This is a genomic window from Variovorax sp. TBS-050B, from assembly GCF_029893635.1.
Classification (GTDB): Bacteria; Pseudomonadota; Gammaproteobacteria; order Burkholderiales; family Burkholderiaceae_C; genus Variovorax.
This window is the reverse complement of the sequence record NZ_JARXYR010000002.1, coordinates 445,920-472,600: the sequence shown is the minus strand read 5'-3', so window position 1 is coordinate 472,600 and position 26,681 is coordinate 445,920. Positions and strand designations below refer to the sequence as shown.

Genomic DNA, 26,681 nt, shown 5'->3' with positions numbered 1-26,681 from the left:
AATAGCAGCCATGGCAGACACCCCCACCTCCACTCTCCACCGCGGCGCCACGGCGTCCAGCGCGCCCAGCCGCCTCGAGGTCGTGACCTTCACGCTCGGCCAGGAGGAATACGGCATCGACATCCAGAAGGTGCAGGAGCTGCGCGGCTACGACGCGGTGACGCGGATCGCGAACGCGCCGGACTACATCAAGGGGGTGGTGAACCTGCGCGGGATCATCGTTCCGATCATCGACATGCGCATCAAGTTCAAGCTGGGCACGCCGAGCTACGACCAGTTCACGGTGGTGATCGTGCTGAACATCGGCGGGCGTGTGGTGGGCATGGTGGTGGACAGCGTGTCGGACGTGATCACGCTGTCGGCGGAGCAGATCAAGCCCGCGCCGGAGATGGGCTCGGTGCTGGACACCGACTACCTGATCGGGCTGGGCACGCTGGACGAGCGGATGCTGATCCTGGTGGACATCGACCGCCTGATGTCGAGCGAAGAAATGGGCCTGGTCGAGAAGATCGCGGCCTGACCCCCTATCCCCCACGGAGACATCCAAATGAAGAACCTGAAAATCGGCACGCGTCTCGGCATCGGGTTCGCGCTGGTGCTTGCACTCATGGCGTGCATCGCCGGCATCGGTGTGTTCCGCCTGCAGGGCGTCGGCGACGCGGTGCAGGAAATGGTGCAGCGCTCGCTCGTGAAGGAGCGCCTGGCCGCCAACTGGCTGCTGAACACCAGCAACAACAGCGTGCGCACCTTCGCACTGGTCAAGAGCAACGATGCGGAAGTGCAGGAGTACCTGCAGAAGCACATGACGAAGACCAGCGCCGCCATCTCCGAGACGCAGACCCGGCTCGAGGCGCTGCTCGATTCGCCCGAGGAGCGGGCGATCAGCGAGGACATCAAGGGCAAGCGCACGCAGTACGTGGGCCTGCGCAACGCCATCCTCAAGCTCAAGGCCGACGGCAAGCAGGACGAGGCGGCGCGCCTCACCAACGAGAAGCTGGTGCCGATGCTCGACGTGTACGACGCCAGCATCCGTGCCATGCTCACCCACCAGGCCGAGCAGATCGACAAGGCGGCCGATGCCGTGCATGCACTCAACCGCGCGGGCCGCATGAACGTGATCGTGCTCGGCGTGGTCGCGCTCGCGCTCGGTGCGGTGCTCGCATGGCTGCTGACCCGCAGCATCACGCGGCCGCTGACCGAAGCCGTGCGCGTGGCCCGGACCGTGGCCGACGGCGACCTCACGAGCCGCATCGAAGCGTCGTCGCGCGACGAGACCGGGCAGCTGATGCAGGCGCTCAAGAACATGAACACCAGCCTTGCCACGGTGGTCAGCGGCGTGCGCCACGGCACCGACGCGATCGCCACCGCCTCGGGCCAGATCGCCGCAGGCAACCAGGACCTGTCTTCGCGCACCGAGGAACAGGCCAGCTCGCTCGAAGAGACGGCCGCCTCGATGGAGCAGCTCACGAGCACCGTCAAGCAGAACGCCGACAACGCACGCCAGGCCAACCAGCTCGCGCTCTCGGCCTCCGAAGTGGCGGTCAAGGGCGGCAACGTGGTCGGCCAGGTGGTGGACACCATGGCCTCGATCAATGCCTCGTCCAAGAAGATCGTCGACATCATCGGCGTGATCGACGGCATTGCGTTCCAGACCAACATCCTCGCGCTCAATGCGGCGGTAGAAGCCGCACGTGCGGGTGAACAGGGCCGCGGCTTCGCGGTCGTCGCCTCGGAAGTGCGCAGCCTCGCACAGCGTTCGGGCGCCGCGGCCAAGGAGATCAAGGGCCTGATCGACGACTCGGTCGGCAAGGTCGACATGGGCAGCACGCTGGTCGGCGAGGCCGGCAAGACGATGGAAGAGATCGTGGGCAGCGTGCGGCGGGTGACGGACATCATCGGCGAGATCACCGCGGCGAGCCAGGAGCAGAGCACGGGCATCGAGCAGGTGAACCAGGCGATCGCGCAGATGGACCAGGTGACGCAGCAGAACGCGGCGCTGGTCGAAGAGGCTGCCGCCGCCGCGCAGTCGATGCAGGAGCAGGCCGCGAGCCTGGTCGGCGCCGTGAGCGTTTTCAGGCTCGAACCCGAGGCCAAGGCCCACGCCCCCACGCCAGCCGCCGCAACCATCCCGGCGGCCACGGGGACGCCGCGGCGGCTTGCGGCCGTTCCCAGGGCGGCGCGGTCGCTGTCGGCCGGCAGCGGCGAGCCCGCCGCGACCCCGCGGCTGACCGCCGCCAGCGCCGCGAACGGCGATTGGACGGAATTTTGAGCTGAAGGTCTCAAGTCTTGCGCGGCGCTGCCGATAAACCCATCGACAGCACCGCAGAAAGACATCCACCCCCCGGACGAGACACCATGTTCAAACACCTGAATTTCCGCTCCCTGAGCGTCGGGAAGAAGCTCGGCCTGCTCACGGCCAGCGCCATCCTCGGCGTGGCCGCGCTGACCGCGCTTTTCCTGGTTTCCGAACGCAGGCTCATCCTGGAGGAGCGCCAGGCCGGCGTCCGCCAGGTGGTCGAAAGCGCGCACGGCCTGCTCGCGCACTACCACGCGCTGCAGACCAAGGGCACGCTCACCGAGCCGCAGGCCAAGGAACAGGCGATGCAGGCGATCCGGGCGCTGCGCTACAGCGGCAGCGAGTATTTCTGGATCAACGACATGCAGCCGCGCATGCTGATGCACCCGATCAGCCCGGCGCTCGAAGGCAAGGACCTCTCGTCCAACAAGGACGCCACCGGCAAGCCGCTGTTCGTCGCCTTCGTGGACATCGTCAAGGCGCAGGGCGCGGGCTACGTGGCCTACCTCTGGGCCAAGCCCGGCAGCGACAAGCCCGTGCCCAAGGTCTCGTACGTGAAGGGCTTCGCGCCCTGGGGCTGGATCGTCGGCTCGGGCGTCTACGTGGACACGGTGCAGACCACCATCATGGGCCGCGCCACCAGCCTGTCGATCAGCGCGCTGGTGCTCGCCGCGGTGCTCTTCGCCATCGGCTGGGCGATCTCGCGCGGCCTGCTCAAGCAGCTCGGCGGCGAACCCGCGGCCACGGCCTACATCGCGCGCCGCATCGCCGAGGGCGACCTCGCGATGCAGATCGACCTGAAGCGTGGCGACCAGGAAAGCCTTCTGCATGCGATCCGCAGCATGCGCGACAGCCTGGCCAAGGTGGTGGGCGAAGTGCGGCTGGGCACCAACGCCATCGCGACCGCCTCGGGCCAGATCGCCGCGGGCAACCAGGATCTGTCTTCGCGCACCGAGGAACAGGCGAGCTCGCTCGAACAGACCGCAGCCTCGATGGAAGAGCTCACCGGCACCGTCAAGCAGAACGCCGACAACGCCCGCCAGGCCAACCAGCTCGCGCTCTCGGCCTCCGAAGTGGCGGTGCGCGGCGGCGGCGTGGTCAACCAGGTGGTCGACACCATGGGCTCGATCAATGCGTCGTCCAAGAAGATCGTCGACATCATCGGCGTGATCGACGGCATCGCGTTCCAGACCAACATCCTGGCGCTCAATGCCGCAGTGGAAGCCGCACGTGCCGGTGAACAGGGCCGCGGCTTCGCGGTCGTCGCCTCGGAAGTCAGAAGCTTGGCTCAACGCTCCGGCGCCGCGGCCAAGGAGATCAAGGGCCTGATCGACGACTCGGTGGACAAGGTCGAGGCCGGCAGCCGCCAGGTGGCGGAGGCGGGCCGCACGATGGAAGAGATCGTGGACAGCGTCAAGCGCGTGACCGACATCATGGGCGAGATCACGGCGGCGAGCCAGGAGCAGAGCACGGGCATCGAGCAGGTGAACCAGGCGATCGCGCAGATGGACCAGGTGACGCAGCAGAACGCGGCGCTGGTGGAAGAAGCCGCGGCTGCCGCGCAGTCGATGCAGGAACAGGCCGCGAGCCTTCAGTCCTGCGTCGGCGTGTTCCGCATCGAAGCCGGCGCGGGCATGGCGAGCGCGCATGCGCGGCCCGCCGTCGCCGCGCCCCGCAAGAGCACGGCACACCAGGTCGCGGCCGGGCCGCATCGCCCCGCGGCGGCCCTCCCCAAGAAGCACAAGGAAGCCTCCGCAGCCCCGAAGCTGGCCATGGCCGGCACGGGCAGCGGCGACTGGACAGAGTTCTAACCCCCGAAATCACGGATTTTCCCGATGAGCGCAAACACATCCAAACCCGCCGCGGACAGCCGCGGCGCCCAGACCCGCTCCGGCCGGCCGCTGGAATTCCTTTCCTTCACGCTCGGCCAGGAGGAATACGGCATCGACATCCAGAAGGTGCAGGAGCTGCGCGGCTACGACGCGGTGACGCGGATCGCGAACGCGCCGGACTACATCAAGGGGGTGGTGAACCTGCGCGGGATCATCGTTCCGATCATCGACATGCGCATCAAGTTCAAGCTGGGCACGCCGAGCTACGACCAGTTCACGGTGGTGATCGTGCTGAACATCGGCGGGCGTGTGGTGGGCATGGTGGTGGACAGCGTGTCGGACGTGATCACGCTGTCGGCGGAGCAGATCAAGCCCGCGCCGGAGATGGGCTCGGTGCTGGACACCGACTACCTGATCGGGCTGGGCACGCTGGACGAGCGGATGCTGATCCTGGTGGACATCGACCGCCTGATGTCGAGCGAAGAAATGGGCCTGGTCGAGAAGGCCGCCGCCTGAGCGGCGCGCCGGACAGAGAGAGAAGAAAAGAAGCCCATGCAAGCGTTCTACAACCTGAGAATCGCGACCAAGCTGCTCGTGTCCTTCGTGGCCGTGCTGGCGCTCACGGCGGTGCTCGGTATCGTGTCGGTGGTGCAGCTCGCCAAGGTCAACCAGATGTCCACCGACATCGCGACCAACTGGATGCCCTCGGCCCGGTCGCTGCTCGAGATGCGCGGGCTGATCGCCCGCTACCGTTCCGAGGAGATGCAGCACCTGCTCTCGGCCACGCCCGAGGACATGGCGCGCTACGAGAAGTCGATGGCGGGCCTCTGGAGCGAGCTCGACAAGACCGACTCCCAGTACGAGAAGCTCATGTCCGAGCCGGAAGAGAAGAAGACCTTCCCGGAATACGTGAAGGCGCTCGGCCTCTACGCGCAGGAGCACGAGAAGGTGGTTGCGCTGTCGCGCGCCGGGCAGAAGGAAGGAGGCCGTCGCGCTGATCCGCGGCGATGCGTCGCGGCTGAACCGGGAGATCAACGAGAAGATCGATCGCCTGGTCGAACTCAACGTGCAGGGCGCCCAGCAGGCCAGTGACAACGGCGATGCGCTCTATGCGCGCGCCAGGCTCTGGATCGTGGGCCTGCTGCTCGGCAGCATCGGCCTGGGCTTCGTGCTTGCGCTGTGCATCGCGCGCATCGTGGCGCGGCCGCTGTCGCAGGCGGTGGAAGTGGCGCAATCGGTGGCCGCGGGCGACCTGACGCGCCGCATCGAAGTGCAGAGCCGCGACGAGACCGGCCAGCTCATGCAGGCGCTGCGCAGCATGAACGATGCGCTCGCCAACGTGGTGGGCGGCGTGCGCCACGGCACCGACGCGATCGCCACGGCCTCGGGCCAGATCGCCGCGGGCAACCAGGACCTCTCCTCGCGCACCGAGGAACAGGCCAGCTCGCTCGAAGAGACGGCCGCCTCGATGGAGCAGCTCACGAGCACCGTCAAGCAGAACGCCGACAACGCGCGCCAGGCTAACCAGCTCGCACTCTCGGCCTCCGAAGTGGCGGTCAAGGGCGGCAACGTGGTCGGCCAGGTGGTGGACACCATGGCCTCGATCAATGCCTCGTCCAAGAAGATCGTCGACATCATCGGCGTGATCGACGGCATCGCGTTCCAGACCAACATCCTGGCCTTGAATGCGGCCGTGGAAGCCGCACGCGCCGGTGAGCAGGGCCGCGGCTTCGCGGTCGTGGCTTCCGAAGTGCGCAGCCTCGCGCAGCGCTCGGGCGCAGCGGCCAAGGAGATCAAGGGCCTGATCGACGACTCCGTCGGCAAGGTCGACATGGGCAGCACGCTGGTCGGCGAGGCCGGCAAGACGATGGAAGAGATCGTGGGCAGCGTGCGGCGGGTGACGGACATCATCGGCGAGATCACCGCAGCCAGCCAGGAGCAGAGCAGCGGGATCGAGCAGGTGAACCAGGCGATCGCGCAGATGGACCAGGTGACGCAGCAGAACGCGGCGCTGGTCGAAGAGGCTGCCGCCGCCGCGCAGTCGATGCGCGAGCAGGCGTCCAGCCTGGTCGACGCGGTGAGCGTGTTCCGCCTCAAGGACGGCGCCGACCGGCTGGTGACGATTCCCGCACCGCCGCAGGCATTCAGCCCCGCGTTGCCGCGCAGGGCGCCGAAGGCCGTGCCCGCACTGACCACCGCCAACGGCGACGGGGAGGTGTTCTAGCCCCCGGTTCTTCCAACGCCATGCGCCGGTCGCTTCGATGCGTGCCGGCGCTGCCGAGTTTTCAGCAGCAGGTGCGCGCGGTGCGCGCCTGCCTTGTCCGATCTTCTGGAGTCATGAATGTTTCTGAGTCAAATATCCATCGGGAAGCGGTTGGCCGTCGTGATCGGCGCCATCCTCGCCCTGTCTCTGACGAGCAGCGTGCTCGCCGTGCTCAAGCTGCGACAGCTGGGCGACGAGATCAACGCGATGGTGGAGAAGAACATCAAGACCGAGCGTGCCGGTGCCGACTGGCTGCGCCACACCACCGCGGGCGTGCAGCGCGCAGCGGCCATCGCGAAGAGCAGCGATTCGAACCTGATCGCCTACTTCGCGCCGTACACGGCCGCCGCCATCAAGGAAACCAACGAGCTGCAGAAGTTCATCGAGGACCAGATGGACACGCCCGAGAAGAAGCAGGTCTTCGACAAGGTCGGTGAGCTGCGCAAGGCCTACCTCGCGGCGCGCGAGGAGGTCAGCAAGGCCAAGCTCGCGGGCGACATGGAGGGTGCCGAGAAGATCTTCAACGAGCGCTTCGAACCCACCTCGCGCAGCTACCTCGCGGGCGTGCAGCAGATGGTGGACGCCGAGCGCAAGCAGCTCGACGCCGCCGCCGAACGCGGCAAGGAGATGCGCGCCGCCACCAGCACGATGCTGATCGTCTGCAGCGTGCTCTCGCTCGGCCTGGGCCTGGCGCTCGCGTGGCTGCTGGTGCGCAGCATCACCCATCCGCTGCGGCGCGCCGTCGCGGTCGCCGAGGCGGTGGCCGCCGGCGACCTGACGAGCCGCATCGAGGTGACGACGCGCGACGAGACCGGCCAGCTCATGCATGCGCTCAAGGGCATGAACGACAGCCTGGCCAAGGTGGTGGGCGAAGTGCGCCATGGCACCGATGCGATCGCCACGGCCTCGGGCCAGATCGCCGCGGGCAACCAGGACCTGTCGTCGCGCACCGAGGAACAGGCGAGCTCGCTCGAACAGACGGCCGCCTCGATGGAAGAGCTCACCGGCACCGTCAAGCAGAACGCCGACAACGCCCGCCAGGCCAACCAGCTCGCGCTCTCGGCCTCCGAAGTGGCCGTGCGCGGCGGCGGCGTGGTCAACCAGGTGGTCGACACCATGGGCTCGATCAATGCCTCGTCCAAGAAGATCGTCGACATCATCGGCGTGATCGACGGCATTGCGTTCCAGACCAACATCCTGGCCTTGAATGCGGCGGTGGAAGCCGCTCGCGCGGGTGAACAGGGCCGCGGCTTCGCGGTCGTCGCCTCGGAAGTGCGCAGCCTGGCCCAGCGCTCGGGCGCCGCAGCCAAGGAAATCAAGGGCTTGATCGACGACTCGGTGGACAAGGTCGAGGCCGGCAGCCGCCAAGTGGCGGAGGCGGGCCGCACGATGGAAGAGATCGTGGACAGCGTCAAGCGCGTGACCGACATCATGGGCGAGATCACGGCGGCGAGCCAGGAGCAGAGCACGGGCATCGAGCAGGTGAACCAGGCGATCGCGCAGATGGACCAGGTGACGCAGCAGAACGCGGCGCTGGTGGAAGAAGCCGCCGCTGCCGCCCAGTCGATGCAGGAGCAGGCTGCGAGCCTGGTGCAGGCAGTCAGCGTGTTCAAGCTCGACGGCAGCGATGCACCGCGCACGCTGGTGCAGATGCAGGCCCCGGTGCCGCCGGCACTGCCGCCGCGCAAGGCCGCGCCCGCACTGAAGGCGCCCGCCCGTGCCGCCGCCGGCCGCCATGCACCGGCGCCCAGCGCCCCGCCGAGGCTGGCTGCCGCAACGGCCTCCGCTTCGGGCGACTGGACCGAGTTCTAACCCCGCACACCTTTCAACAGGGCCACAAAATGAAATGGTTTCAGGAGCTTCGCGTCGCCGTCAGGCTGATCCTCAGTTTTCTCGTGGTGGCTGCCGTGGGTGCGGCCGTCAGCGGCCTCGGCATCGTGCAGATGGGGCGCATCAACGCCTCGACGGAGGGTCTCTACAACACCGACCTGCGCGCCATCAAGGCCGTGCAGGCCGCGAACATCCAGCTGCTCGACGCCAGCCGTGCCCAGATGGGCCTGCTGTCGGCCGGCACCAAGGGCGAGCGCAACCAGGGCTTCAATGAACTGAAGAACGCGGTCAAGGGCCTGGAGGCCAGTGTGGCCGAGGTGCAGCCGCTGCTGCAGGAGACGCCCGAGGGCCGCGAGCTGGTCGAGACCTACCAGCGCCTGATGCCGCCGCTCAAGAAGCACCTGCTCGACTTCGTCGACCTGATCGGCAAGCAGTCGCTCGACAGCTCGCAGTTCGAAGGCAGCGTGCCGCAGGAGAGCGAGGCGCTCCTGAAGGAGTCGCGCGCGCTCGAGAAGGTGCTGCAGAGCATGGTCGCCTACAGCGACAAGCAGGCGCGCGCCAGCATGGAAGCGGCCGAAGGCACCTTCCAGACCTCGCGGCTGCTGATGGTGTTGCTCGCGGTGGCGGGCATTGTCATCAGCGTGGGCCTGGGCGTGGTCGTGGCGCGGCTGCTGGCGCGGCAGCTCGGCGGCGAACCCGCCTATGCCGCCGACGTGGTCGGCCGCATCGCGGCCGGCGACCTGACGCAGAGCGTGGAAGCACGCTCGGCCCGCAGCGGCAGCCTGCTGTTCTCGATCAAGCGCATGCAGGACCAGCTCACGCAGGTCGTGACCCGGATCAAGAGCTCGAGCGACGCGATCGCCACTGCCTCGGGCCAGATCGCGGCGGGCAACCAGGACCTCTCCTCGCGCACCGAGGAACAGGCCAGTTCGCTCGAAGAGACGGCCGCCTCGATGGAGCAGCTCACGAGCACCGTCAAGCAGAACGCCGACAACGCCCGCCAGGCCAACCAGCTCGCGCTCTCGGCCTCCGAAGTGGCGGTCAAGGGCGGCAACGTGGTCGGCCAGGTGGTGGACACCATGGCCTCGATCAATGCCTCGTCCAAGAAGATCGTCGACATCATCGGCGTGATCGACGGCATCGCGTTCCAGACCAACATCCTGGCGCTCAATGCGGCGGTCGAAGCCGCACGCGCCGGTGAGCAGGGCCGCGGCTTCGCGGTCGTCGCCTCCGAAGTGCGCAGCCTCGCGCAGCGCTCGGGCGCAGCGGCCAAGGAGATCAAGGGCCTGATCGACGACTCGGTCGGCAAGGTCGACATGGGCAGCACGCTGGTCGGCGAAGCCGGCAAGACGATGGAAGAGATCGTGGGCAGCGTGCGGCGGGTGACGGACATCATCGGCGAGATCACCGCGGCGAGCCAGGAGCAGAGCACGGGCATCGAGCAGGTGAACCAGGCGATCGCGCAGATGGACCAGGTGACGCAGCAGAACGCGGCGCTGGTCGAAGAGGCTGCCGCCGCCGCGCAGTCGATGCAGGAGCAGGCCGCGAGCCTGGTCGAGGCCGTGCGCATGTTCAGGCTCGAAGCCGGCGACCGCGCGGTCGACCTCGAGCCGGTGCAGCCGCCCGAAACGCCGGTCCGGCCGCTCGTGAAGCCGCGCAAGAAGGAAGCCATCGCCGCCGCCCCGCCGCTGGCCATCGCCCGGGGCGGCGCCGCCAGCGGCGACTGGACCGAGTTCTGAACCTTTGCAGGAGACCCTGATGGACACAGCCACCTCGCATCCGAACGCAACGCAGCGCCCCTTCGTTTCGCTGGCGCGCACGCTGACCCTCAGGGCCGTCCTGGCCATCCTCGTCGTCACGGCACTCCTTCTCGCCACGTTCTACGCGCTGGAGTCGGCGAAGCAGCAGCGCGACACGGCGCGCTATGCCAATGCCAAGGCCGAGGGCATCGCGCGCTCGCTGGACATCTTCGACCGCACGATGCAGCTCACGGCGGAGAACGCCTACGGCGTCTTCCGCAGGCAGTTCGCCGCCACCTTCGCGGTGGAAGACGCCGCGCAGGGCATCGTGAGCAGCTACGGCTCGCCGATCAACAGTGCGAGCACGGGCGAGGTGGATGCCTTCGCGCGCGACTTCCCCGGCGCCAACGCCACGGTGTTCGTGGCGCAGGGCGAGGACTTCCGCCGCATCACCACCTCGGTCAAGAAGGAGAACGGCGAACGCGCCGTCGGCACGCTGCTCGACCGCAAGAGCGCCGCCTATCCGGTGCTGCGCGCGGGCAAGAGGTTCGTCGGCCGGGTCACGCTCTTCGGCCGCCCCTACATCACGGTGTACGACCCGGTGCGCGATGCCGCGGGGCAGGTGGTCGCCGTGCTCTACATCGGGCTGGACATCTCGCAGCAGCAGGCCTCCTTCGGCGAAGCGGTGGGCCAGGCCAGGCTGCTCGAGACGGGCGGCCTCTACATCGTCAATCCCGGAGCCGAGGCAGCCGCCGCGGCGCTGGTGTTCCATCCGACGGCGGCCGGGAAGAAGCTGGCCGAGGCCATGCCCGGCGGCGATGCGGCCGGCTGGCTCGCCCGCCTCAAGGGCGAGGATGCGCTGTGGCTCGACGATGCACCCGCGGTGCTCGCGCCCGCGCAGCCCGGACGACGCTTCGCATCGGTGAGCCGCAGCGAGGCCACTGGCTGGCTGGTGGTGGCGGAGGTCCCGGCGGCGGAAGTGATGGCGGAGCTCTACCGCGAGATGGCCCTGCTCGCCGGCTTCATGGCGGTGGTGGCGCTGGTGCTCGGCGCGGCGCTGGTGGTGTCGATCCGGCGCACGGTGCGTCCGCTGAGCGTGCTGAGCGCGCACGTGCAGGCGATCGGCCAGGGCGACCTCTCGCGCGCGCTGGCCTCGGACCGCCTCGACGAGATGGGCGTCATCACGCGCGCCGTGGAATCGATGCGCGACGGGCTGGCCCACGTGGTCCGCGGCGTGCGGCAGGGCACCGACGCGATCGCCACGGCCTCGGGCCAGATCGCCGCAGGCAACCAGGATCTGTCTTCACGCACCGAGGAACAGGCCAGCTCGCTCGAAGAGACGGCCGCCTCGATGGAGCAGCTCACGAGCACCGTCAAGCAGAACGCCGACAACGCGCGCCAGGCCAACCAGCTCGCGCTCTCGGCCTCCGAAGTGGCGGTCAAGGGCGGCAACGTGGTGGGCCAGGTGGTGGACACCATGGCCTCGATCAATGCCTCGTCGAAGAAGATCGTCGACATCATCGGCGTGATCGACGGCATCGCGTTCCAGACCAACATCCTGGCGCTCAATGCGGCGGTCGAAGCCGCGCGTGCGGGTGAACAGGGCCGCGGCTTCGCGGTCGTCGCTTCCGAAGTCAGAAGCCTGGCGCAGCGCTCGGGCGCGGCAGCCAAGGAGATCAAGGGCCTGATCGACGACTCGGTCGGCAAGGTCGACATGGGCAGCACGCTGGTCGGCGAGGCCGGCAAGACGATGGAAGAGATCGTGGGCAGCGTGCGGCGGGTGACGGACATCATCGGCGAGATCACCGCGGCGAGCCAGGAGCAGAGCACGGGCATCGAGCAGGTGAACCAGGCGATTGCGCAGATGGACCAGGTGACGCAGCAGAACGCGGCGCTGGTCGAAGAGGCTGCCGCCGCCGCGCAGTCGATGCAGGAGCAGGCCGCGAGCCTGGTCGGCGCCGTGAGCGTGTTCAAGCTCGACGACGACCGCCCGTCCCATCACGCCGTCGCTGCGCAACCCCTCACCGCACGCGCGGTGCCCGCCGGGCCGCGCCTCGTCGCATCGCCGGCCTGAGCACGCGAGATTCCCGCCGCACACCGCCCCTTCCTCATTTCCTTCGAGTCAGTCCCATCATGAACTTCCTTTCCAACGCACGCATCGGAACGCGCCTGGCCATCGGCTTCGGCCTGGTGCTCGCTCTCACCCTGGTATCGGCCGCCTATGCACTGATGACGGCCCGGGCCAATGCCGAAGCCACGCGCCAGATGATGCGCAGCCCGCTCGCGAAGGAGCGGCTCATCTCCGACTGGTACGTGCTGACCTATTCGGCCATCGCCCGCACCGCGATGATCGCGCGCACCACCGACGAGACGCTGCCCGTCACCTTCGCCGACGTCATTTCCGACAGCGTGAAGAAGGGCGGCGAAACCATGGCCAAGGTCGAAGCCCTGCTGGTGACCGACCTCGAGAAGTCGACCTTCAAGAACATCGTCGAGCTGCGTGCCAAGTACCAGAGCGCCAAGGACGCGGTGCAGAAGGCCAAGGCCAGCGGCACGCCCGGGGAATCGGAAAAGGTCTTCAAGGAGGTGTTCCAGCCGGCCGCCAAGGCCTACGAGACCCGCGTGCTCGAACTGCTGGCGATGGAGCGCAAGGCGATCGACGACATGAGCCTCGCCATCGACGAGGCGAATGCGCGCAGCTTCAACCTGCGCATCGTGCTCACGGCGCTCACGCTGCTGATCGGCGCGCTCTGCGCCTGGCTGATCGCGCGCAGCGTGACGCGGCCGATCGCCCGCGCGGTCGAGGTCGCGCAGACGGTGGCGAGCGGCGACCTCGGCTCGCAGATCCAGGTCGTCTCGCGCGACGAGACCGGCCAGCTGATGCAGGCGCTGAAGAACATGAACGACAGCCTGGCCAAGGTGGTGGGCGAAGTGCGCCATGGCACCGATGCCATCGCGACCGCCTCGGGCCAGATCGCCGCGGGCAACCAGGACCTGTCGTCGCGCACCGAAGAGCAGGCGAGCTCGCTCGAACAGACGGCCGCCTCGATGGAAGAACTCACGAGCACCGTCAAGCAGAACGCCGACAACGCGCGCCAGGCGAACCAGCTCGCCCTCTCGGCCTCCGAAGTGGCGGTGCGTGGCGGCGGCGTGGTCAACCAGGTGGTCGACACCATGGGTTCGATCAATGCCTCATCCAAGAAGATCGTCGACATCATCGGCGTGATCGACGGCATCGCGTTCCAGACCAACATCCTCGCGCTCAATGCCGCAGTGGAAGCCGCACGCGCCGGCGAGCAGGGCCGCGGCTTCGCGGTCGTCGCCTCGGAAGTCAGAAGCCTGGCTCAACGCTCCGGCGCCGCGGCCAAGGAAATCAAGGGCCTGATCGACGACTCGGTGGACAAGGTCGAGGCCGGCAGCCGCCAGGTGGCGGAGGCGGGCCGCACGATGGAAGAGATCGTGGACAGCGTCAAGCGCGTGACCGACATCATGGGCGAGATCACGGCGGCGAGCCAGGAGCAGAGCACGGGCATCGAGCAGGTGAACCAGGCGATCGCGCAGATGGACCAGGTGACGCAGCAGAACGCGGCGCTGGTCGAAGAAGCCGCCGCCGCCGCGCAGTCGATGCAGGAGCAGGCCGCGAGCCTCGTCCAGTCGGTCAGCGTGTTCCGGCTCGAGGGCGCCGCGCGTGCCGCGCGCCCTGCGGCGCCTGCCGCGACCCACGCGCTGCAGGACGACGTCCGCGCCATCGGCTCGGGCCGGGAGGCCTTCGCCTGATCCGCGGACCCGAGGCAGACCACAAGCAGCAGAAAGCAGAAGCAGAAGAAAGATCATGAGGCTCAACCTACCCGTCACCAGCAACGAGTACCTCCTCGACGACGATGCCGCGCTCGTGTCGCGCACCGACCTCAAGGGCCGCATCACCTACGTCAACCCGGCCTTCGTGACGGCCAGCGGCTTTTCGGTCGCGCAGCTGATCGGCAAGGCGCACAACATGATCCGGCACCCGGACATGCCGCCCGAGGCCTTTGCCGACATGTGGGACACGCTGAAGAAGGGCCTGCCCTGGACCGGCCTGGTCAAGAACCGGCGCGAGAACGGCGACTTCTACTGGGTGCTCGCGAACGTGACGCCGGTGCGCCGCAAGGGCGAGATCGAAGGCTACATGTCGGTGCGCAGCAAGCCCTCGCGCGCCGAGGTCGAGCAGGCCGAGCAGATCTACCGCCGGTTCCGCGAGGGCCAGGCCAGGGGCCTCGCGATCGAGCAGGGCGAGGTGGTCAGGCGCGGCTGGACCAGCGTGCTGGCGCGACTGCGCCGGCTGCCGGTGCGGCTGCGGGTGTTCGGCTCGGCCGCGCTCGCGGCGATGCTGATGCTCGCGCTCGGCGCGGCCGGCTGGGCCGGTCTGGTCGGCCCGCAGGGCTGGGCGATCGGCGCCGTGCTGGGCGCGCTCGCCTGGGCGAGTTTCGGCTACTTCCTGGACCGCACCGTCTTTCGTCCGATGGACGAGGCCGTGCGCGTGGCGCAGACCATCGCCTCGGGCGGGATCGCCAAGTTCGCGATCCGCCCCGAGGACGAGATGCGCCACCTGCTGCGCGCGCTGAACCAGATGAGCGCGAACTTCTCGGCCATCGTGGTGGACGTGGACACCAACGTCTCGCATGTGATGACGGCCTCCACGCAGATCGCCGCCGGCAACCAGGATCTCTCGTCGCGCACCGAGGAGCAGGCGAGTTCGCTGCAGCAGACGGCCGCTTCCATCGAAGAGCTCACCGGCACCGTCAAGCAGAACGCCGACAACGCCCGCCAGGCCAACCAGCTCGCACTCTCGGCCTCCGAAGTCGCGGTCAAGGGCGGCAACGTGGTGGGCCAGGTGGTGGACACCATGGCCTCCATCAATGCCTCGTCGAAGAAGATCGTCGACATCATCGGCGTGATCGACGGCATCGCGTTCCAGACCAACATCCTGGCTTTGAACGCGGCGGTCGAAGCCGCACGCGCCGGTGAACAGGGCCGCGGCTTCGCGGTCGTCGCCTCCGAAGTGCGCAGCCTCGCACAACGTTCGGGCGCGGCAGCCAAGGAGATCAAGGGCCTGATCGACGACTCGGTCGGCAAGGTCGACATGGGCAGCACGCTGGTCGGAGAGGCCGGCAAGACGATGGAAGAGATCGTGGGCAGCGTGCGTCGCGTGACGGACATCATCGGCGAGATCACCGCAGCGAGCCAGGAGCAGAGCACGGGCATCGAGCAGGTGAACCAGGCGATCGCGCAGATGGACCAGGTGACGCAGCAGAACGCGGCGCTGGTCGAAGAGGCTGCCGCCGCCGCGCAGTCGATGCAGGAGCAGGCCGCGAGCCTGGTCCAGTCGGTCAGCGTGTTCCGGCGCGCGGCCTGAATTCGCCGCGTCCGGCCTTCAAGTTCCGCGGCAGCTGCCGATAAACAGCACATGGGCATCGAAGCGATGCCGCTGCTGCAAGACAGACAGACAAGAACACTTCACAGGTAAAGCCAGATGTCGATCTTCCAAACGGGCCTGTCGGGCCTGAACGTGGCCCGCGCGGCGCTCATGACCACGGCCCACAACACGGCCAACGTGTACACGGTGGGCTACAACCGGCAGACGGCGCTGGTGTCGTCCAACGTCGGCACCGCGAGCGGCGCGGGCTTCATCGGCAACGGTGCGCGCGTCACCACGGTGCAGCGCAGCTATGACCAGTACCTCACGGCGCAGCTCAACGGGGCCGAGGCCTCGAGCGCCGCCCTCTCGAGCTACGGGTCGCAGATCAACCGCATCGACTCGCTGCTGGCCGACAAGACGGCCGGCCTCACGCCGCTGATGCAGAAGTTCTTCGCGAGCGTGCAGGACGTGGCCAACACGCCCGCCGATCCGGCCGCGCGCCAGCAGCTCATCAGCGCCGCGCAGACGCTGGCCAACAAGTTCCGCGCCACCGACCAGTACCTGAGCGACCTCAACAGCTCGGTCAACACGCAGATCGAAGGCAGCGTCGGCGAGATCAACACCTACGCCACGCAGATCGCGAGCCTGAACCAGCAGATCAGCCAGCTCAGCGCCATGGCCGGGGGCCAGCCGCCCAACGATCTGATGGACCAGCGCGACCAGCTCGTGGCCGACCTCGGCAAGGTCGTCAACATCAAGGTGATCGAGCAGGACAGCGGCCAGTACAACGTGTTCTTCGGCAACGGGCAGTCGCTGGTGCTCGGCGACCGTGCCGGGAAGATGCAGGCCATGCCGTCGGCCGCCGATCCCACCCGCACGGCGGTGGCGCTGGTCGGCCTCACGGGCACGGTCTCGGAGCTCAGCGACAGCGTGATCACCGGCGGTTCGCTCGGCGGCCTCATGGCCTTCCGGGCCGAGACGCTCACGAGCTCGCAGAATGCCATCGGCCGCCTGGCGATGGCCCTGGGCGCCGAATTCAACAACCAGCACAAGCTCGGCATCGACCTCAACGGCGCGCTCGGCACCGACTTCTTCTCGATGGCCCAGCCCGGCGTGTTCTCGAACGCGCGCAACAACGGCAGCATGGTGCTCGGCGCCAGCATCAGCGACACCTCGCAGCTCTCGACCAGCGACTACTCGGTGCAGGTGAAGGACGTGGCGGGCACGCTCACCTACACCGTCACGCGCCTGTCGGACAAGCAGGTCATGGGCGATTACACCGCCTTCCCGGTCAGCTTCGACGGCGTGAGCCTGTCGATCGCCAGCGGCAGCGCGCAGGCGGGCGACTCCTTCCTGGTGCAGCCCACGCGCACCGGCGCACGCGACATGGACGTGCTGGTGCGCGAGACGGCCAAGGTGGCCGCAGGCTCGCCGCTGGTCACCGGCAACACCGTCGGCAACAAGGGCACGGGCGCGCTGAGCCCCGCGGTGGTCGATGCCGCCTACCTCGGCACGCCGCTGGCCGCGACGGTCACGCTGGCCTACGACGCCACGGCCAACACGCTGTCGGGCTTCCCGGCCACGTCGGCGGTCACGGTCACGCTGGCCGACGGCAGCTCCACCAACTACGCGGCCGGCACCGCCGTGCCGTACACCGCCGGCGCCACGATCCGCTTCGACGGCATCGAGGTCAAGCTCAGCGGCGCGCCTGCCAATGGCGACACCTTCACGATCGGCAAGAACGTGGGTGGCGTCTCCGACGGCAGCAACGCGCTGCGCCTCGGCGCACTGCAGCGCAAGACTTCGATGGACGGCGGCACCTCCACCTTCAACGGCGCCTATGCCAAGCTCGTGAGCGAGGTCGGCAACCGTGCCATGGAGCTGCGCGTGGCGGAGAAGACCCAGACCAGCGTGACCGAACAGATCCGCGCCAGCCGCGATTCGATCTCGGGCGTGAACCAGGACGAGGAAACCGCCAACCTGCTGATGTACCAGCAGATGTACCAGGCCAACGCCAAGGTGATCCAGACCGCATCGACGATGTTCGACGCGATCCTGGGTATCCGCGGCTGACCCCCTCTTCACCGTCGAAACAAAGAATTCCAGGAGCCGCGATGCGCATCAGCACCCAGTCCTTCTATGCCCAGAGCCAGAGCGCGATGGGTTCGCAGCAGCAGAAGCTGTTCCGCGTCCAGCAGCAGCTGGCTGCCGGCACCAAGTTCCTCACGCCGGCCGACGATCCCGTGGCGGCTGCGCGCGCGCTCGGCGTGAGCCAGTCGATGGCCGAGTCGGCGCAGTACACCAGCAGCCGCAGCCGCGCGATGCTGTCGCTGTCGCAGGAGGAGACCGCGCTCAAGTCGGCCACCTCGATCATGCAGAACATGAAGACGCTCGCAGTGCAGGCCGGCAACGGCACGCTGTCGGACGCCGACCGCGCCTCGCTCGCGACCACGCTGCAGAGCAACCTCGACCAGCTCGTGAACGTGGCCAACGCCGACGACGGCAACGGCCAGTTCCTGTTCGCCGGCTTCAAGAGCGCCAACCCGCCGTTCGTGAAGGACGCCGGCGGCATCCAGTACATGGGCGACCAGGGCCAGCGCCTGATGCAGATCGACGTCTCGCGCCAGATGTCGACCACCGACGACGGCCGCAGCGTCTTCCAGTCGGTGCAGGGCGGCGCGGGCTACGTGGCTTCGGCCGGCGCCGGCAACACCGGCTCGGGCGTCTTCGGCTCGGTTGGCCTCACCGACGCCACCGCTGCGAACTACGGCAAGGACTTCAGCATCAGCTTCAGCGGCGGCAACTACACCGTCTCGACCAAGGACACGCCGCCCGTGGTGGCCGCCACCGGCCCCTACGTGGCCGATGCGCCGATTTCCTTCGGCGGGCTGCAGATCAAGATGAGTGGAGCGCCCGCCGACGGCGACACCTTCGACGTCTCGACCGCCCGAAACGCCGGCACCGACGTCTTCGCCGCCATCGGCGAGATGATCGCCGTGCTCAAGAAGCCGCTCGCCGGCGGCGGCGACGCGGCCCATGCCGAGCTGCTCAACGCGCTCAGCACCTTCAACGTGAAGATCACCAACGCCCACGACAACGTGCTGACCGTGATCTCGTCGGTGGGTTCGCGCATGAACGAACTCGACGCCCTCGACACCGGCGCGAGCGCACGCTTCCTGGTCGACAAGGCCCACCTGTCGGAGATCGAGGACCTCGACCCGGCCGCCGCGATCTCGGAATACCTGCAGCGCGAGACCTCGCTCAAGGCCACGCAGCAGACCTTCGCGCGGCTGCACAGCATCGCGCTGTTCAACTACCTGTGAATCAGACCGGCGGCCATCGCGTGAAGGGCGGGCGCGAAGTGCCACTGCTCGGTTTCCGGATCGAAGTAGGACAGTTGGACCTCGTCGGTGGGGAGGTTCTCGGGCCGAATCATCGTTTTCAGTGAGAGCGCGGCCTGCCGAGCCATCGCGTACACACGTTCCGGCCCCCAGCGTGGGACCGCGTGACTCGTCTCGCGCCATGCAAAAAGACCTACGAGGTCGTGCGCGATGTCGAGTTCCGAGAGTGATTCTTCATCGACCTCGAAGCGCGCTGGTCCCGCCGGCGCCGGTTTCCTCCCCATCGAACGACGCAGTCCGCAGAGCCTGCCGCTCGGTCGCTGCAACAGCAGGCCGTTGTGCGCCACCCAGGCAAGGTGCAGCGCGACGGCCAGCCGCCCGTCGCGGGCGCAGAACGCCCGCTTGTCGATGTGCCGCGCCTCGCTCACGCCGAAGCGAATGCCGGGCTGGACCTGAAAAAGCGCCTCGATGTATGCGTCTATCGGCGACAAGAAGCCGAGTACTGCCGTGCCTTTCGGCTTGTCGAAGAAATCGTCGACGACGTATGACACAAACCCTGGTTCCGTCTGCATCCACACCACGTAGACGGGCGGGTCTACGAAGAACGGGATGCTGTCGTCGCGCGAGCCGGGCCCCCGCGCAGTAGCGGTCACGGTTGTTGTCCGCTCTGTACGTCCCACTGCATGGTGAAGGCGGTTCGCTGCCAATCGTCTTCGGGCTTCCAGCGCACGTTCGGTGCGTTCCATCCCGCTCCCGCACTGGCCCGGACCGGCGGCACTCCCGCGAGCGTTGAAGCGGCCGTAGCGGCCAGCGCCTGCAGGGCGCGCCGACGCGTCGGCGGTGCGAAGTGCTGTTGCAGTTCTGTCTTCATATGGATCTCCCTTCATTTATTTGATCGCAACCGCCTCGGGCGGCCTTGAGTGCTGGCGGCCTGGTTGCTTTCGACGCTGAAAACCACGTCGGGGAGGGCGGCGATGTGCAGACCGACTTGTGACAACGCGCTGGCGTAGGTCGCGTCGCGGGTGAATCCGTATTCGTGACAGAGGCCCGGGTCTTTGGGGACTTCATCGGGCTCGCGTAGGCGGAGATTCTTGGCGGTCTCGGCAGCATCGTTAAGCAAGGAGGTTGCTGTGATCCTCTGACTTTTCGCTGTCGCATCGCTGTCCAGGAAAATGTGCGGACCACTGAGTAGTAGAACCGAAAGGCCTCCAACTCCAATTCCTTTGCATACATGTCGCCATAGGACCGGATCAGCCACACGTTCGGTGCCGGGCCTTTGCCGAAATGGGTGATCTCGGCTGTCTTGTCTTCCGCCAGAATCTTCGCCCGCTCGGCCCCCATGATCTTGTCCAGATCCTTCGCCTGATTAGGCAGTGTCGGAAAGTCGCGCCCGAAAGAAAGGCGCGAGTCCACGGGCACTGTCAGCACATAGCGCCCGAAGCACAGCAGCTTGGTGTGCTCGAACAGTTTGTCGATACGGCTCGTCATCGCGGCTTCTTGCTACTTGATCGCAACCGCCTCGGGCGGCGCCCCCGGTACCGCCACGCGGAACTTGAAGCCTTCGAGCAGGCGTTCCCAGAGCTCGATGGCCTCTTCGTCGTTGAGCGAAGAGGCTTCTGCCGCGCCCACGCGATCGGCAGCCACCTTGGTGCGCATCGTCACGTCGATCAGGGCCGGCCGTGCCACGTTCCCGGTTTCGCCGATGAACATCCACTCGAAGTCGTGGTGACCGTCGGGGTAGCGCACGAGAGACTCTTCGCCGTCCCAGCCGTGAAGCTTCTTCTTTCCCTCGCGCAACGTGGTGAGCTGTGGGTAGCGGCTGCCGGCGCCGCGCTTGCGGTCGTTGATGAGCTTGAGCAGGCCGTCGCCGTTGCTGCCTTGAGTGCTGGCGGCCTGGTTGCTTTCGACGCTGAAGACTACGTCGGGGAGGGCGGCGATGTGCAGGCCGATTTGGGAAAGAGTGTTTCCCAAGGAGCCATCGAGTCGTCGAAAGCCGTACTCATGGCAGAGCCCTTGCTCGGTGGGAACTTCGTCTGGCTCGCGCAGGCGAAGATTTTTCGCGACCTCGGTGGTTTTCTTGAGGATGGAGTCGGGAGTGGTCTTGTAGCTTTTGGAGGTCGCGTCCCCGCCTTCAAAGATGTGCGGTCCAACGACGTAGTACACGCGAAAGCCTTCTAACTCCAATTCCTTTGCATACTTGTCCCCATAGGAACGAATCAACCACACGTTTGGTGCAGGACCTTTGCCGAAATAGGTGATCTCGGCCGTCTTGTCTTCCGCCAGAATCTTTGCCCGCTCGGCCCCCATGATCTTGTCCAGATCCTTCGCCTGATTGGGCAATGTCGGAAAGTCGCGCCCAAAAGAGAGGCGCGAATCCACGGGTACTGTCAGCACATAGCGCCCGAAGCACAGCAGCTTGGTGTGCTCGAACAGTTTGTCGATACGGCTCGTCATTGCGGCTTCTTGCTACTTGATCGCAACCGCCTCGGGCGGCGCCCCCGGCACCGCCACGCGGAACTTGAAGCCTTCGAGCAGCCGGTCCCAGAGCTCGATGGCCTCTTCATCGGTGAGTGAAGAGGCGGCCGCCGCGCCCACGCGATCGGCAGCCACCTTGGTGCGCATCGTCACGTCGATCAGGGCCGGTCGTGCCACGTTGCCGGTCTCGCCGATGAACATCCACTCGAAGTCGTGGTGACCGTCGGGGTAGCGCACAAGGGATTCTTCGCCGTCCCAGCCGTGAAGCTTCTTCTTTCCCTCGCGCAACGTGGTGAGCTGCGGGTAGCGGCTGCCTGCTTCTCGCTTGCGGTCGTTGATGAGCTTGAGCAGGCCGTCGCCATTGCTGCCTTGGGTGCTGGCGGCCTGGTTGCTTTCGACGCTGAAAACCACGTCGGGGAGGGCGGCGATGTGCAGACCGACTTGTGACAACGCGCTGGCGTAGGTCGCGTCGCGGGTGAATCCGTATTCGTGGCACAGGCCCGGGTCTTTGGGGACTTCATCGGGCTCGCGCAAGCGCAAGTTCTTCGCGGTTTCAAGGATGTCGAGAAGAATAGATCGTTCGGTCGCGCCGTTGCCTGTTCCTCTTCTGTCCACAAAAATATGGGGGCCTACAAGATGGAAAATACGAAAGCTTTCCAGTTTCACTTCTTTTGCCGAAACGCTTTTATATGAACGGATCAGCCAAATATTGGGAGCGGGTCCTTTGCCTGAGTAGGAAATTTCTGCTGTGTCGTTTGCTGCCAGAATCTTTGCCCGCTCAGCGGCCATGATCTTGGCCAACTCGTTCGCCTGATTGGGCAGTGTCGGGAAGTCGCGCCCGAAAGAGAGGCGCGAATCCACGGGTACTGTCAGCACGTAGCGCCCGAAGCACAGCAGCTTGGTGGGCTCGAATAGTTTGTCGATGCGTCGGCTCATTGGCGGTTTCCCTTCTTGTCATTGTTTCGGGGGATGGTCCCATTCCTTCTTGGCCCACCAAGCGGGGTCGTAGGCGGCGGCGATGCGCACGATGCCGTACAACGTAGCAGCGGTGGCGGCCGGGTGCTTGTAGCTGCCCTGATGGTCGTAGCCGGTCTGGGCAAATTTGATCTTGGCCTGGACCCGTTCGGCGCTGCGCTGGACGGGAACGGTGCCGTCCGCGGAACTGTTGGGGCGTTCGAGCCTGAGTTCGAGTTGCGTTCTATTTGCCCCCTGCACCCACAAGGTGCCCGTTCCGTCTTCGCTGATCAGCGTCCATGACAGCGGATTGCCCGCCTTGGCAGCGTCGCCATCGACAACGCGCCAAATCAGGTTGTTCCATGCTAGCTGGTGAGGATCGTTACCGTAGTGAGCGTAGGTTTGGTCATGGAATGTGTCTTGGATCTTGTCGGCGAATCTCATCGCTTCCCTGACGCGTTCCATTGTTGCTTCTGAGCCGATCTGATCCTCGGCCTTTCCACCATTCGTTGTTGGCATCCTCGCCTGCCCTGCCGGATCAATCCAAGCCGGATTGATCAACCGCCACCACTTCTGCGGCCCGAGCGTGTAGATCTCGTTCATCGCATCGGCCTGGGGCAGCCGTATCAGCGACCGGCCGCCGCGGTCTTGCACCTGCAGCCACTGTGTGCCATACGCCGTTGCGGGCAGCAGTTCCAGACCGCCCTGCGCGTTGGCGAGCACCGCGGTGACCTTTTCTCCCGTCTCTCCCAGCACGTGCTGCACGATGTTGGCTTGGAAGTCGAACAGCCCCCCGGCTTCGAAACCGGCGCGAAGCCGCTTGTAGGCCGCTGCCGCGCCGGTGGTGGGCATCACGCCGTGCACGATGCCGAGCACCTTGCTCTTGAGCTTGCCGTAGTCGGGATGGATGAGAGCGCGCGCGAGGATGCCGCCCATGCTGTGGGTGACGAGAATGACGCCCGGGCAATTGAAGCCGTTCTCGTTGTAGGTCTGAATGAGCTTGTCGATCTTGGGCGCGAGGGCCTTGGCCTCTTCGCCGTTGCTCTTGAGCCAGTTGTAGCCGACGGCATGCACGGGGTACCAGCAGTCGCCGATCTTCTGGAGATCGGCTTCGCTCAGCGGCTCGCCGCGCTCGGCGCCGAAGCTCGCGGGGTCGCGCCCGACGAGGGCCTCGGAATGGCCCGCCGCCGCCCAGGCCGGGGAAGGCTTCATCTGGTTCCCCTCGGCTTGCAGCATGTCGTTGAGCTGGCGTTCCATGCGCTGGAGGATGTCGCCGTAGGAGCCGAACATGACTTCGCTCCAGCCGCGGGCGCGAGCCTTCTGTGCGGCGGTGAAGCTCTGGCGGTTGCTGGCGAGGGGATGATTGGGGTCGGCGACGGGGTCGCTCATGAGCAGCTTGCTGACGTTGCCGAGGTTGTGCGGCACGTTGTCGTGCCGCTGGTCGGAGCTGAGGGTCTCGTCCCCGGTGGCGTCGAAGCGGCTGGCGCCGTGGTCGGTGACGTTGTAGCGGTCGACCTCGACTTCGTCCGGATCCAGCCGCAGCTGGCGCTGCGCGGCGCTGTCGTTGCGGCGGGCGAATGCGTCGCCGAGGTCGTCCGGCCGCCAGGAGCGGTTGTCGCTGCGCCGCAATTGGCGCTGTCTGTCGCGCGAGAGGCGCAGGTTGCTCCCCATGATGCCGGGCAGGAACACGATCGGAATGAGCTTGCCCGGCGGCACGCGAACGTGGATCTTTCGGGTGTCCGCCACCGGAGTGGTGACGGCGGCCACTTCTGCGAAACCACCGATGCCGAGGCTGAAGTCCAGCCATGCGTCTTCGTCTTCTCCCTGTACCGCCATCACACTTCTCCCTTGTTTTTTCCGGTCCAGCGAACCTTGTAGATCTCGGGGCCGTCGGAGCGCTGCAAGCGGGTGGTGCCGTCGGTGCCGGTCGCCGAGCCGGAGTTGCCCGTAGAGCCGGCGGCAAGAGGCGCCGGCGCATCGCCGCGCACGAGCTTGAACGACTGCCTGGCGGCGGGCGTGTTCTGCTCGTCGCGGTGGTGAAAGACCACCTCCTGATCAAACGGCGCCTTGATGTCCCGGTTCATGGTTTCGGCGTTCCGGCTGTCGGGTCCCGTCATGCTGTGCGTTGCCGCATGCTGGCGCCAGATGCCGCGGGTGCCGTGCACGATGCCCGAGGCGTTCCAGCGCGAGTAGCTCCCCGCGCCGTTGACCAGGATCTCCTCCTTGGCCGTGATGCTGATGCGTTCGGCCTCCAGCCTGATGTCGAGCCTGGCGAGCAGCCGGATGCCCTGCTGCAGCGCCACCACGTCGATGCCCGCCGTCGCCGCCGTCAGCCGGATCGCCTTGTACGCGAACAGGCGCACCGCCTCCTTCACGCTCGCCAGCAGGCTCCCGCCCGCACCGATGCTCGTGTGCCCCCCGCTCGTCCAGGCGTTGTGCTGCGTGCTCGCCACGTGCGTCGAGCCGCCCGTGCTCGCATGGATCCCGCACGGGCTCGCCAGCACCAGATGCGGTTCCTCGAACTCCGCGAATTCGCCCGCACCTCGTGCACCGCTTGCACCGCCTGCGCCGGACTTGCCCTCGATCGCCGCGTTCTGGCGCGCCACCACCTTCATCACCGCATCCTGGTCGCCCGCCTCGTGCGCCCCGGCCTGGAGCGCCAGGCCGCTGGTCGCCTCATGCAGCGCCTGCGCCTGGCCCAGCCGGAAGACCGTCTCGCCCATGTCCGTGATGTGCGCCCGGGCATCGGCCCGCGCCTCGGTGCTCACGAGCAGCCCGCGCGCCGCGCGCACCGCCCCGTGGCCGTCCGTGCGCAGCTCCGCGCCCTGGCCCCGGTCGTCCTTGCGCCCCGCCGTGTCCTCGATGCGCCCGATGTGCCCCAGGCTCAGGCTGCTGCTCAGGTGGTCGCTCTTGAGCTGCGCCTGGATCTTGCCCGGGTGGTCGTCCAGCGTCATGTGGTTGCCCCGGGCCCCCGCGCCGGTCCCCGCGTGCAGCTCGCTGCTGCGAAACCCCGACAGCCCCGCCTGCCCGGGCAGCTCCCGCGGCGGCATGTTCAGCCGGTTGTAGACCCGCCCCGTCACGATCGGGCGGTCCGGATCGCCGTTCTCGAAGTCGACGATCACCTCCTGGCCGATGCGCGGCACGTGCATGCCGCCGAACTGCGTGCCCGCCCACGTCGAAGCCACCCGGATCCAGCAGGAGGCGTTCTCGTCCCGGGTGCAGTAGCGGTTCCAGTGGAAGCTCAGCTTGACGCGCCCGTACTCGTCGGTCCAGAGGTCTTCGCCCGCCGGGCCGGTGACGATGGCGGTCTGGGGGCCCATGGTGCGCGGCTTGGGCTGCGTCTGCGGCGAGCGGAACACGGTCTCGGCGGGCTGGACCTCGAAGTCGCAGCGGCACAGGTAGGCATCCTCGCCGCCGCTCGCGTGCGCGTTCTCGTGGAGCCGCAGGCTGCTGGCGATGACGAGGTAGTCCCGGTTGGCGCTGTCCTGCGGGTGGCCGGCGAGCGCGAAGGTGCAGCCGGTGACCACCCCGCGCAGGCTGCCGCCGCCCTGGCCGCGGCTCGCGGGCGCGCCGGTGGCTTCCATGCGGGTGCGCGCCAGGTCGCGGCCTTCCTCGGGCTCGCTGTAGTCGCCCGGCCAGCGGTAGAGCTCCTGCGCGTTGTGGCCGGTGTCGCGCGGCATCCTGCAGACCTGCTCCAGCCGCGCGCGCGGGCGGGTGAAGTCGAAGTCGCTGGTCGTCCATTGGCCGGAGGCGAGGCTCTCGGTGCTGTGGAAGCTGTCGCAGTATTCCTCGTCGATCTTGTGGCCCGGCGGGTGGTGGCGGATGGTGTGGTAGGCCTCGCTCCGGAAGCGCCGGTGGGCGCCGGCGTCGTCCACGAGCACCAGGCGGTGGGTGCCGTCCCCGTGTTCGAAGAAGTAGTAGAGGCCGAACTCCTGCATCAGCCGCGTGATGAACTCGAAGTCGGTCTCGCCGTACTGGACCTGGAAGGTCCGCACGGGGTAGGTGCGGGTGGTTCTCTTCTCGGTGGGGAAGCTGTAGTCGGCCAGCACCTCCTCGACGATCTGCAGTGCGGTCTTGTTCTGGAAGATCCGGTGGTCGCTGGTGTGGCAGGCCAGCACGAGCCAGGGCCGCAGGGTGATCTCGTAGATGCTGCGGCGGTTCTCGTGCTGCACGAAGCGGGTGCGGGTGACGAGGCCGTTGATCTCGCGCGTGCCGGCGCCGGTGCGTGCGTGCAGGCCGGAGCCCGCGCCGTCCAGCGCGATGCGGATGCCGAACTCCTTGCCCAGCAGCTGCTTCACGGGCACGTTGCCGCTGAGGTATTCGGTGAGCAGGGGGTTGTCGGGCGTTTGCAGCCGCACGGTGTACTCGAAGAGCTCGCCGAGCGCCTCGGTGCCTTGGAGCGACTTGAATTCGAGCGCCGGTACGCCGAGCAGCGAGGGCATGGCGGCGCTGTCGACGCTGATGGTTCGCGAACCGGTTGAGAAAATGGAAGACACGCGCCAGACCTCGATGAGCGAATCGAGCCGCGAGTCTGGCTTGGGCCAGCGGGGCGCAGT

General features: G+C 67.2%; 18 protein-coding genes and 1 pseudogene. 12 read left to right on the top strand and 7 right to left on the bottom strand.

Going from position 1 to position 26,681, the window contains the following annotated elements:
• Positions 1–10: 10 nt before the first annotated feature.
• The 12 genes and pseudogenes from M2165_RS05100 to flgL all read left to right on the top strand — a co-directional run bounded on the left by M2165_RS05100 (position 11) and on the right by flgL (position 18,678).
• A complete protein-coding gene (locus tag M2165_RS05100) occupies positions 11–520 on the top strand; it encodes a chemotaxis protein CheW (protein WP_280813595.1) in 510 nt (169 codons plus the stop codon).
• Between the two features lie 27 nt (positions 521–547).
• The gene (locus M2165_RS05095) at positions 548–2,269 is read left to right on the top strand and encodes a methyl-accepting chemotaxis protein (RefSeq protein WP_280813594.1); all 1,722 of its coding nucleotides are present in this window, start codon (positions 548–550) and stop codon (positions 2,267–2,269) included.
• A gap of 86 nt (positions 2,270–2,355) precedes the next feature.
• Positions 2,356–4,107: a methyl-accepting chemotaxis protein gene (locus M2165_RS05090; RefSeq protein ID WP_280813593.1), complete on the top strand. Its 1,752-nt coding sequence runs from the start codon at positions 2,356–2,358 to the stop codon at positions 4,105–4,107.
• Positions 4,108–4,131: 24 nt separating this feature from the next.
• Complete coding sequence (locus M2165_RS05085) at positions 4,132–4,644, top strand: chemotaxis protein CheW (RefSeq protein WP_280813592.1); 513 nt, start codon at positions 4,132–4,134, stop codon at positions 4,642–4,644.
• Positions 4,645–4,680: 36 nt separating this feature from the next.
• A pseudogene (locus tag M2165_RS05080) lies at positions 4,681–6,352 on the top strand (methyl-accepting chemotaxis protein).
• A 117-nt stretch (positions 6,353–6,469) separates the two neighbouring features.
• Positions 6,470–8,203, top strand: a complete 1,734-nt coding sequence (locus tag M2165_RS05075; protein WP_280813591.1) for a methyl-accepting chemotaxis protein — start codon at positions 6,470–6,472, stop codon at positions 8,201–8,203.
• A gap of 29 nt (positions 8,204–8,232) precedes the next feature.
• Positions 8,233–9,960, top strand: coding sequence for a methyl-accepting chemotaxis protein (locus M2165_RS05070; RefSeq protein ID WP_280813590.1), 1,728 nt, complete (start codon positions 8,233–8,235; stop codon positions 9,958–9,960).
• 19 nt (positions 9,961–9,979) lie between these two features.
• Positions 9,980–12,034: a methyl-accepting chemotaxis protein gene (locus tag M2165_RS05065; RefSeq protein WP_280813589.1), complete on the top strand. Its 2,055-nt coding sequence runs from the start codon at positions 9,980–9,982 to the stop codon at positions 12,032–12,034.
• Between the two features lie 59 nt (positions 12,035–12,093).
• Positions 12,094–13,737 carry a methyl-accepting chemotaxis protein gene (locus M2165_RS05060; RefSeq protein WP_280813588.1) on the top strand — a complete coding sequence of 548 codons (1,644 nt, stop codon included), beginning with the start codon at positions 12,094–12,096 and terminating at the stop codon, positions 13,735–13,737.
• A 55-nt stretch (positions 13,738–13,792) separates the two neighbouring features.
• The gene (locus tag M2165_RS05055; protein ID WP_280813587.1) at positions 13,793–15,352 is read left to right on the top strand and encodes a PAS domain-containing methyl-accepting chemotaxis protein; all 1,560 of its coding nucleotides are present in this window, start codon (positions 13,793–13,795) and stop codon (positions 15,350–15,352) included.
• Between the two features lie 117 nt (positions 15,353–15,469).
• A complete protein-coding gene (gene flgK / locus M2165_RS05050) occupies positions 15,470–17,428 on the top strand; it encodes a flagellar hook-associated protein FlgK (RefSeq protein ID WP_280813586.1) in 1,959 nt (652 codons plus the stop codon).
• Positions 17,429–17,469: 41 nt separating this feature from the next.
• Positions 17,470–18,678: a flagellar hook-associated protein FlgL gene (flgL, locus tag M2165_RS05045; RefSeq protein WP_280813585.1), complete on the top strand. Its 1,209-nt coding sequence runs from the start codon at positions 17,470–17,472 to the stop codon at positions 18,676–18,678.
• Here the strand turns inward: flgL and M2165_RS05040 are convergent.
• From M2165_RS05040 to tssI, 7 genes are read right to left on the bottom strand one after another with little or no spacing between them, the layout of a single operon-like run.
• Positions 18,669–19,349, bottom strand: coding sequence for a hypothetical protein (locus M2165_RS05040; RefSeq protein WP_280813584.1), 681 nt, complete (start codon positions 19,347–19,349; stop codon positions 18,669–18,671). The genes flgL and M2165_RS05040 overlap by 10 nt on opposite strands.
• Positions 19,346–19,567 (bottom strand): hypothetical protein, encoded by a 222-nt coding sequence (locus tag M2165_RS05035; protein WP_280813583.1) that lies wholly within the window; start codon positions 19,565–19,567, stop codon positions 19,346–19,348. The genes M2165_RS05040 and M2165_RS05035 overlap by 4 nt, the downstream gene beginning before the upstream one ends.
• On the bottom strand, positions 19,564–20,184 hold the full coding sequence (locus M2165_RS05030; protein WP_280813582.1) for a hypothetical protein: 621 nt from the start codon (positions 20,182–20,184) through the stop codon (positions 19,564–19,566). The genes M2165_RS05035 and M2165_RS05030 overlap by 4 nt, the downstream gene beginning before the upstream one ends.
• A gap of 12 nt (positions 20,185–20,196) precedes the next feature.
• Complete coding sequence (locus tag M2165_RS05025) at positions 20,197–21,150, bottom strand: T6SS immunity protein Tli4 family protein (protein ID WP_280813581.1); 954 nt, start codon at positions 21,148–21,150, stop codon at positions 20,197–20,199.
• 12 nt (positions 21,151–21,162) lie between these two features.
• Entirely contained in the window at positions 21,163–22,107 is a 945-nt protein-coding gene (locus M2165_RS05020; RefSeq protein WP_280813580.1) for a T6SS immunity protein Tli4 family protein, read from the bottom strand.
• 18 nt (positions 22,108–22,125) lie between these two features.
• Positions 22,126–23,961: a hypothetical protein gene (locus M2165_RS05015; protein WP_280813579.1), complete on the bottom strand. Its 1,836-nt coding sequence runs from the start codon at positions 23,959–23,961 to the stop codon at positions 22,126–22,128.
• Positions 23,961–26,621 carry a type VI secretion system tip protein TssI/VgrG gene (tssI, locus tag M2165_RS05010; protein ID WP_280813578.1) on the bottom strand — a complete coding sequence of 887 codons (2,661 nt, stop codon included), beginning with the start codon at positions 26,619–26,621 and terminating at the stop codon, positions 23,961–23,963. Before tssI ends, M2165_RS05015 begins: the two co-directional genes overlap by 1 nt.
• Positions 26,622–26,681 lie beyond the last annotated feature (60 nt).

Bases quoted from the DNA above. Each gene is read 5' to 3' on its own strand.
- M2165_RS05100 (WP_280813595.1), top strand. From the start codon at position 11: ATGGCAGACACCCCCACCTCCACTCTCCACCGCGGCGCCACGGCGTCC.
- flgL (WP_280813585.1), top strand. From the start codon at position 17,470: ATGCGCATCAGCACCCAGTCCTTCTATGCCCAGAGCCAGAGCGCGATG.
- M2165_RS05035 (WP_280813583.1), bottom strand. From the start codon at position 19,567: ATGAAGACAGAACTGCAACAGCACTTCGCACCGCCGACGCGTCGGCGC.
- M2165_RS05065 (WP_280813589.1), top strand. From the start codon at position 9,980: ATGGACACAGCCACCTCGCATCCGAACGCAACGCAGCGCCCCTTCGTT.
- M2165_RS05025 (WP_280813581.1), bottom strand. From the start codon at position 21,150: ATGACGAGCCGTATCGACAAACTGTTCGAGCACACCAAGCTGCTGTGC.
- M2165_RS05070 (WP_280813590.1), top strand. From the start codon at position 8,233: ATGAAATGGTTTCAGGAGCTTCGCGTCGCCGTCAGGCTGATCCTCAGT.
- M2165_RS05090 (WP_280813593.1), top strand. From the start codon at position 2,356: ATGTTCAAACACCTGAATTTCCGCTCCCTGAGCGTCGGGAAGAAGCTC.
- M2165_RS05055 (WP_280813587.1), top strand. From the start codon at position 13,793: ATGAGGCTCAACCTACCCGTCACCAGCAACGAGTACCTCCTCGACGAC.
- M2165_RS05030 (WP_280813582.1), bottom strand. From the start codon at position 20,184: ATGACGAGCCGTATCGACAAACTGTTCGAGCACACCAAGCTGCTGTGC.
- flgK (WP_280813586.1), top strand. From the start codon at position 15,470: ATGTCGATCTTCCAAACGGGCCTGTCGGGCCTGAACGTGGCCCGCGCG.
- M2165_RS05085 (WP_280813592.1), top strand. From the start codon at position 4,132: ATGAGCGCAAACACATCCAAACCCGCCGCGGACAGCCGCGGCGCCCAG.
- M2165_RS05075 (WP_280813591.1), top strand. From the start codon at position 6,470: ATGTTTCTGAGTCAAATATCCATCGGGAAGCGGTTGGCCGTCGTGATC.
- M2165_RS05060 (WP_280813588.1), top strand. From the start codon at position 12,094: ATGAACTTCCTTTCCAACGCACGCATCGGAACGCGCCTGGCCATCGGC.
- M2165_RS05020 (WP_280813580.1), bottom strand. From the start codon at position 22,107: ATGAGCCGACGCATCGACAAACTATTCGAGCCCACCAAGCTGCTGTGC.
- M2165_RS05095 (WP_280813594.1), top strand. From the start codon at position 548: ATGAAGAACCTGAAAATCGGCACGCGTCTCGGCATCGGGTTCGCGCTG.
- M2165_RS05015 (WP_280813579.1), bottom strand. From the start codon at position 23,961: ATGGCGGTACAGGGAGAAGACGAAGACGCATGGCTGGACTTCAGCCTC.